Genomic DNA, 5,445 nt, shown 5'->3' on the forward strand with positions numbered 1-5,445 from the left:
CTCTGCAAATCTTCGGTTACTTCTGTCGACTTCACCTCGACACCCTCTGCTACCAGAGCAGATTGTTTGGGTGTTATATGGTCAAGCCTCACGGGCAATTAGTATGGGTTAGCTCAACGCCTCACAACGCTTACACACCCCACCTATCAACGTCGTAGTCTTCGACGGCCCTTCAGGGAGCTCGAGGCTCCAGTGAGATCTCATCTTGAGGCAAGTTTCCCGCTTAGATGCTTTCAGCGGTTATCTCTTCCGAACGTAGCTACCCGGCAATGCCACGGGCGTGACAACCGGAACACCAGAGGTTCGTCCACTCCGGTCCTCTCGTACTAGGAGCAGCCCCTCTCAAATCTCAAACGTCCACGGCAGATAGGGACCGAACTGTCTCACGACGTTCTAAACCCAGCTCGCGTACCACTTTAAATGGCGAACAGCCATACCCTTGGGACCGGCTTCAGCCCCAGGATGTGATGAGCCGACATCGAGGTGCCAAACACCGCCGTCGATATGAACTCTTGGGCGGTATCAGCCTGTTATCCCCGGAGTACCTTTTATCCGTTGAGCGATGGCCCTTCCATACAGAACCACCGGATCACTAAGACCTACTTTCGTACCTGCTCGACGTGTCTGTCTCGCAGTCAAGCGCGCTTTTGCCTTTATACTCTGCGACCGATTTCCGACCGGTCTGAGCGCACCTTCGTACTCCTCCGTTACTCTTTAGGAGGAGACCGCCCCAGTCAAACTACCCACCATACACTGTCCTCGATCCGGATAACGGACCAGAGTTAGAACCTCAAAGTTGCCAGGGTGGTATTTCAAGGATGGCTCCACGCGAACTGGCGTCCACGCTTCAAAGCCTCCCACCTATCCTACACAAGCAAATTCAAAGTCCAGTGCAAAGCTATAGTAAAGGTTCACGGGGTCTTTCCGTCTAGCCGCGGATACACTGCATCTTCACAGCGATTTCAATTTCACTGAGTCTCGGGTGGAGACAGCGCCGCCATCGTTACGCCATTCGTGCAGGTCGGAACTTACCCGACAAGGAATTTCGCTACCTTAGGACCGTTATAGTTACGGCCGCCGTTTACCGGGGCTTCGATCAAGAGCTTCGCTTGCGCTAACCCCATCAATTAACCTTCCGGCACCGGGCAGGCGTCACACCCTATACGTCCACTTTCGTGTTTGCAGAGTGCTGTGTTTTTAATAAACAGTCGCAGCGGCCTGGTATCTTCGACCGGCATGGGCTTACTGAGCAAGTCATTCACCCTCACCGGCGCACCTTCTCCCGAAGTTACGGTGCCATTTTGCCTAGTTCCTTCACCCGAGTTCTCTCAAGCGCCTTGGTATTCTCTACCCAACCACCTGTGTCGGTTTGGGGTACGGTTCCTGATTACCTGAAGCTTAGAGGCTTTTCCTGGAAGCATGGCATCAACCACTTCGCTTTCTAAAAGAAAGCTCGTCATCAGCTCTCGACATTGAGATCCCGGATTTACCTAAGATCCCTGCCTACCACCTTAAACTTGGACAACCAACGCCAAGCTGGCCTAGCCTTCTCCGTCCCCCCATCGCAGTAACCAGAAGTACGGGAATATTAACCCGTTTCCCATCGACTACGCTCTTCAGCCTCGCCTTAGGGACCGACTCACCCTGCGTCGATTAACGTTGCGCAGGAACCCTTGGTCTTTCGGCGTGCGAGTTTTTCACTCGCATTGTCGTTACTCATGTCAGCATTCGCACTTGTGATACCTCCAGCAAGCTTCTCAACTCACCTTCACAGGCTTACACAACGCTCCTCTACCGCTCATCCTAAGATGAACCCGTAGCTTCGGTACCTGGTTTGAGCCCCGTTACATCTTCCGCGCAGGCCGACTCGACTAGTGAGCTATTACGCTTTCTTTAAAGGATGGCTGCTTCTAAGCCAACCTCCTAGCTGTCTAAGCCTTCCCACATCGTTTCCCACTTAACCAGGATTTTGGGACCTTAGCTGACGGTCTGGGTTGTTTCCCTTTTCACGACGGACGTTAGCACCCGCCGTGTGTCTCCCGTGCTGACACTTGCTGGTATTCGGAGTTTGCATCGGTTTGGTAAGTCGGGATGACCCCCTAGCCGAAACAGTGCTCTACCCCCAGCAGTGATACACGAGGCGCTACCTAAATAGCTTTCGAGGAGAACCAGCTATCTCCGAGCTTGATTAGCCTTTCACTCCGATCCACAGGTCATCCGCTAACTTTTCAACGGTAGTCGGTTCGGTCCTCCAGTCAGTGTTACCTAACCTTCAACCTGCCCATGGATAGATCGCCCGGTTTCGGTCTATTCCCAGCGACTAGACGCCCTATTAAGACTCGCTTTCGCTACGCCTCCCCTATTCGGTTAAGCTCGCCACTGAAAATAAGTCGCTGACCCATTATACAAAAGGTACGCAGTCACCTAACAAAGTAGGCTCCCACTGCTTGTACGCATACGGTTTCAGGTTCTATTTCACTCCCCTCTCCGGGGTTCTTTTCGCCTTTCCCTCACGGTACTGGTTCACTATCGGTCAGTCAGTAGTATTTAGCCTTGGAGGATGGTCCCCCCATGTTCAGACAAAGTTTCTCGTGCTCCGTCCTACTCGATTTCACTTCTAAGATCCTTTCGCGTACGGGGCTATCACCCACTATGGCCGCACTTTCCAGAGCGTTCCGCTAAAATCAAAGAAGCTTAAGGGCTAGTCCCCGTTCGCTCGCCACTACTAAGGGAATCTCGGTTGATTTCTTTTCCTCAGGGTACTTAGATGTTTCAGTTCCCCTGGTTCGCCTCTTGCACCTATGGATTCAGTACAAGATACCTGGCTTATGCCAGGTGGGTTCCCCCATTCAGACACCTCCGGATCACAGTCTGTTTGCCGACTCCCCGAAGCTTTTCGCAGGCTACCACGTCTTTCATCGCCTCTGACTGCCAAGGCATCCACCGTATGCGCTTCTTCACTTGACCATATAACCCCAAGCAATCTGGTCATACGTCTCGAACGTGAAGACGACATTCGCCGAAAATTTGCACTTGAGAACAACGCAAATTTTACCTTGAGCTATCCGGTCGTCAGTGAATACGACCGAACAGTCACTTCTATCACATACCCAAATTTTTAAAGAACAGTTCCGGCGCAAAGACCAGAAATCAATACTCCTCAATACCCCTCAGGAGCACTCATTTCTGAGCTTTCGGCGACTAGAGTCATGGTGGAGCCAAGCGGGATCGAACCGCTGACCTCCTGCGTGCAAAGCAGGCGCTCTCCCAGCTGAGCTATGGCCCCTTCGATTGGTGGGTCTGGGCAGATTCGAACTGCCGACCTCACCCTTATCAGGGGTGCGCTCTAACCAACTGAGCTACAGACCCAATCGTTACTCTCGGGTCTAAACCCAATCGCCTTCGCAAGTGAATCAAGCAATTCGTGTGGGTACTTATGACGAAGCCGGTGTCTTCGATTAAGGAGGTGATCCAGCCGCAGGTTCCCCTACGGCTACCTTGTTACGACTTCACCCCAGTCATGAATCACTCCGTGGTAACCGTCCCCCCGAAGGTTAGACTAGCTACTTCTGGAGCAACCCACTCCCATGGTGTGACGGGCGGTGTGTACAAGGCCCGGGAACGTATTCACCGTGACATTCTGATTCACGATTACTAGCGATTCCGACTTCACGCAGTCGAGTTGCAGACTGCGATCCGGACTACGATCGGTTTTATGGGATTAGCTCCACCTCGCGGCTTGGCAACCCTTTGTACCGACCATTGTAGCACGTGTGTAGCCCAGGCCGTAAGGGCCATGATGACTTGACGTCATCCCCACCTTCCTCCGGTTTGTCACCGGCAGTCTCCTTAGAGTGCCCACCTTAACGTGCTGGTAACTAAGGACAAGGGTTGCGCTCGTTACGGGACTTAACCCAACATCTCACGACACGAGCTGACGACAGCCATGCAGCACCTGTGTCAGAGTTCCCGAAGGCACCAATCCATCTCTGGAAAGTTCTCTGCATGTCAAGGCCTGGTAAGGTTCTTCGCGTTGCTTCGAATTAAACCACATGCTCCACCGCTTGTGCGGGCCCCCGTCAATTCATTTGAGTTTTAACCTTGCGGCCGTACTCCCCAGGCGGTCGACTTAATGCGTTAGCTGCGCCACTAAGCTCTCAAGGAGCCCAACGGCTAGTCGACATCGTTTACGGCGTGGACTACCAGGGTATCTAATCCTGTTTGCTCCCCACGCTTTCGCACCTCAGTGTCAGTATTAGCCCAGGCGGTCGCCTTCGCCACTGGTGTTCCTTCCTATATCTACGCATTTCACCGCTACACAGGAAATTCCACCACCCTCTGCCATACTCTAGCTCGCCAGTTTTGGATGCAGTTCCAGGTTGAGCCCGGGGCTTTCACATCCAACTTAACGAACCACCTACGCGCGCTTTACGCCCAGTAATTCCGATTAACGCTTGCACCCTTCGTATTACCGCGGCTGCTGGCACGAAGTTAGCCGGTGCTTATTCTGTCGGTAACGTCAAAATTCCTGGATATTAGCCAGAAACCCTTCCTCCCAACTTAAAGTGCTTTACAATCCGAAGACCTTCTTCACACACGCGGCATGGCTGGATCAGGCTTTCGCCCATTGTCCAATATTCCCCACTGCTGCCTCCCGTAGGAGTCTGGACCGTGTCTCAGTTCCAGTGTGGCTGATCATCCTCTCAGACCAGCTACGGATCGTCGCCTTGGTGAGCCTTTACCTCACCAACTAGCTAATCCGACCTAGGCTCATCCAATAGCGCAAGGCCCGAAGGTCCCCTGCTTTCTCCCGTAGGACGTATGCGGTATTAGCGTTCCTTTCGGAACGTTATCCCCCACTATTGGGCAGATTCCTAGGCATTACTCACCCGTCCGCCGCTGAATCCAGGAGCAAGCCCCCTTCATCCGCTCGACTTGCATGTGTTAGGCCTGCCGCCAGCGTTCAATCTGAGCCATGATCAAACTCTTCAGTTCAATACTGCTTGGGTTTTGCGAAAACCCTAAACTTGGCTCAGCAATCGCAAATCTCTTTACTAGAAAGAGTAACTCTCGAATTCACGAGTGTTGCTTTGTGATGCTGATAATCTTGCGACTACCAGTCTTACATTCACAAGCACCCACACGAATTGCTTGATTCAGTTGTTAAAGAGCGTTTCGATCAAGTCTTTCGTCTCAACCAAGGCCGCGCATTCTACAGCAGCCTTTCTCGCTGTCAAGCTGTTTTTCGAAAATTTCTTTTCTACTCAACCGCTTGCCGCCTTCGATCAACTTGTATCTCTCGTCAGCGGGAGGCGAATCATACAGCGTTCAAACTCGCTGTCAACCACCTCTTTCAACCGCTTTCGATCGACCCGACCGAAGCACCGACAGGACTCAACCACCGCCTCTGCCAGCCCGGCGCATTCTACTCGAATTCGCCGCCAG

Annotated in this window: 2 tRNA genes, 2 rRNA genes and 1 pseudogene; 1 reads left to right on the top strand and 4 read right to left on the bottom strand. The window is 52.6% G+C overall.

Annotated elements, in window-relative coordinates:
• Positions 1 to 77 precede the first annotated feature (77 nt).
• The 4 genes from BAY1663_RS21945 to BAY1663_RS21960 all read right to left on the bottom strand — a co-directional run bounded on the left by BAY1663_RS21945 (position 78) and on the right by BAY1663_RS21960 (position 4,995).
• Positions 78 to 2,967: ribosomal RNA gene (locus tag BAY1663_RS21945) — 23S ribosomal RNA — on the bottom strand.
• A 243-nt stretch (positions 2,968 to 3,210) separates the two neighbouring features.
• A tRNA-Ala gene (locus BAY1663_RS21950) sits at positions 3,211 to 3,286 on the bottom strand.
• A gap of 6 nt (positions 3,287 to 3,292) precedes the next feature.
• Positions 3,293 to 3,369: transfer RNA gene (locus BAY1663_RS21955), tRNA-Ile, on the bottom strand.
• A gap of 90 nt (positions 3,370 to 3,459) precedes the next feature.
• Positions 3,460 to 4,995 (bottom strand): 16S ribosomal RNA (locus tag BAY1663_RS21960).
• Together the 16S and 23S rRNA genes with 2 tRNA genes alongside form the textbook arrangement of a ribosomal RNA operon.
• 156 nt (positions 4,996 to 5,151) lie before the next feature.
• Here BAY1663_RS21960 and BAY1663_RS24870 point away from each other — a divergent pair.
• Positions 5,152 to 5,445: pseudogene (locus BAY1663_RS24870) on the top strand (hypothetical protein); the annotation flags it as partial.

This window comes from Pseudomonas sp. BAY1663 (genome assembly GCF_000582595.1).
Classification (GTDB): Bacteria; Pseudomonadota; Gammaproteobacteria; order Pseudomonadales; family Pseudomonadaceae; genus Stutzerimonas; species Stutzerimonas stutzeri_AF.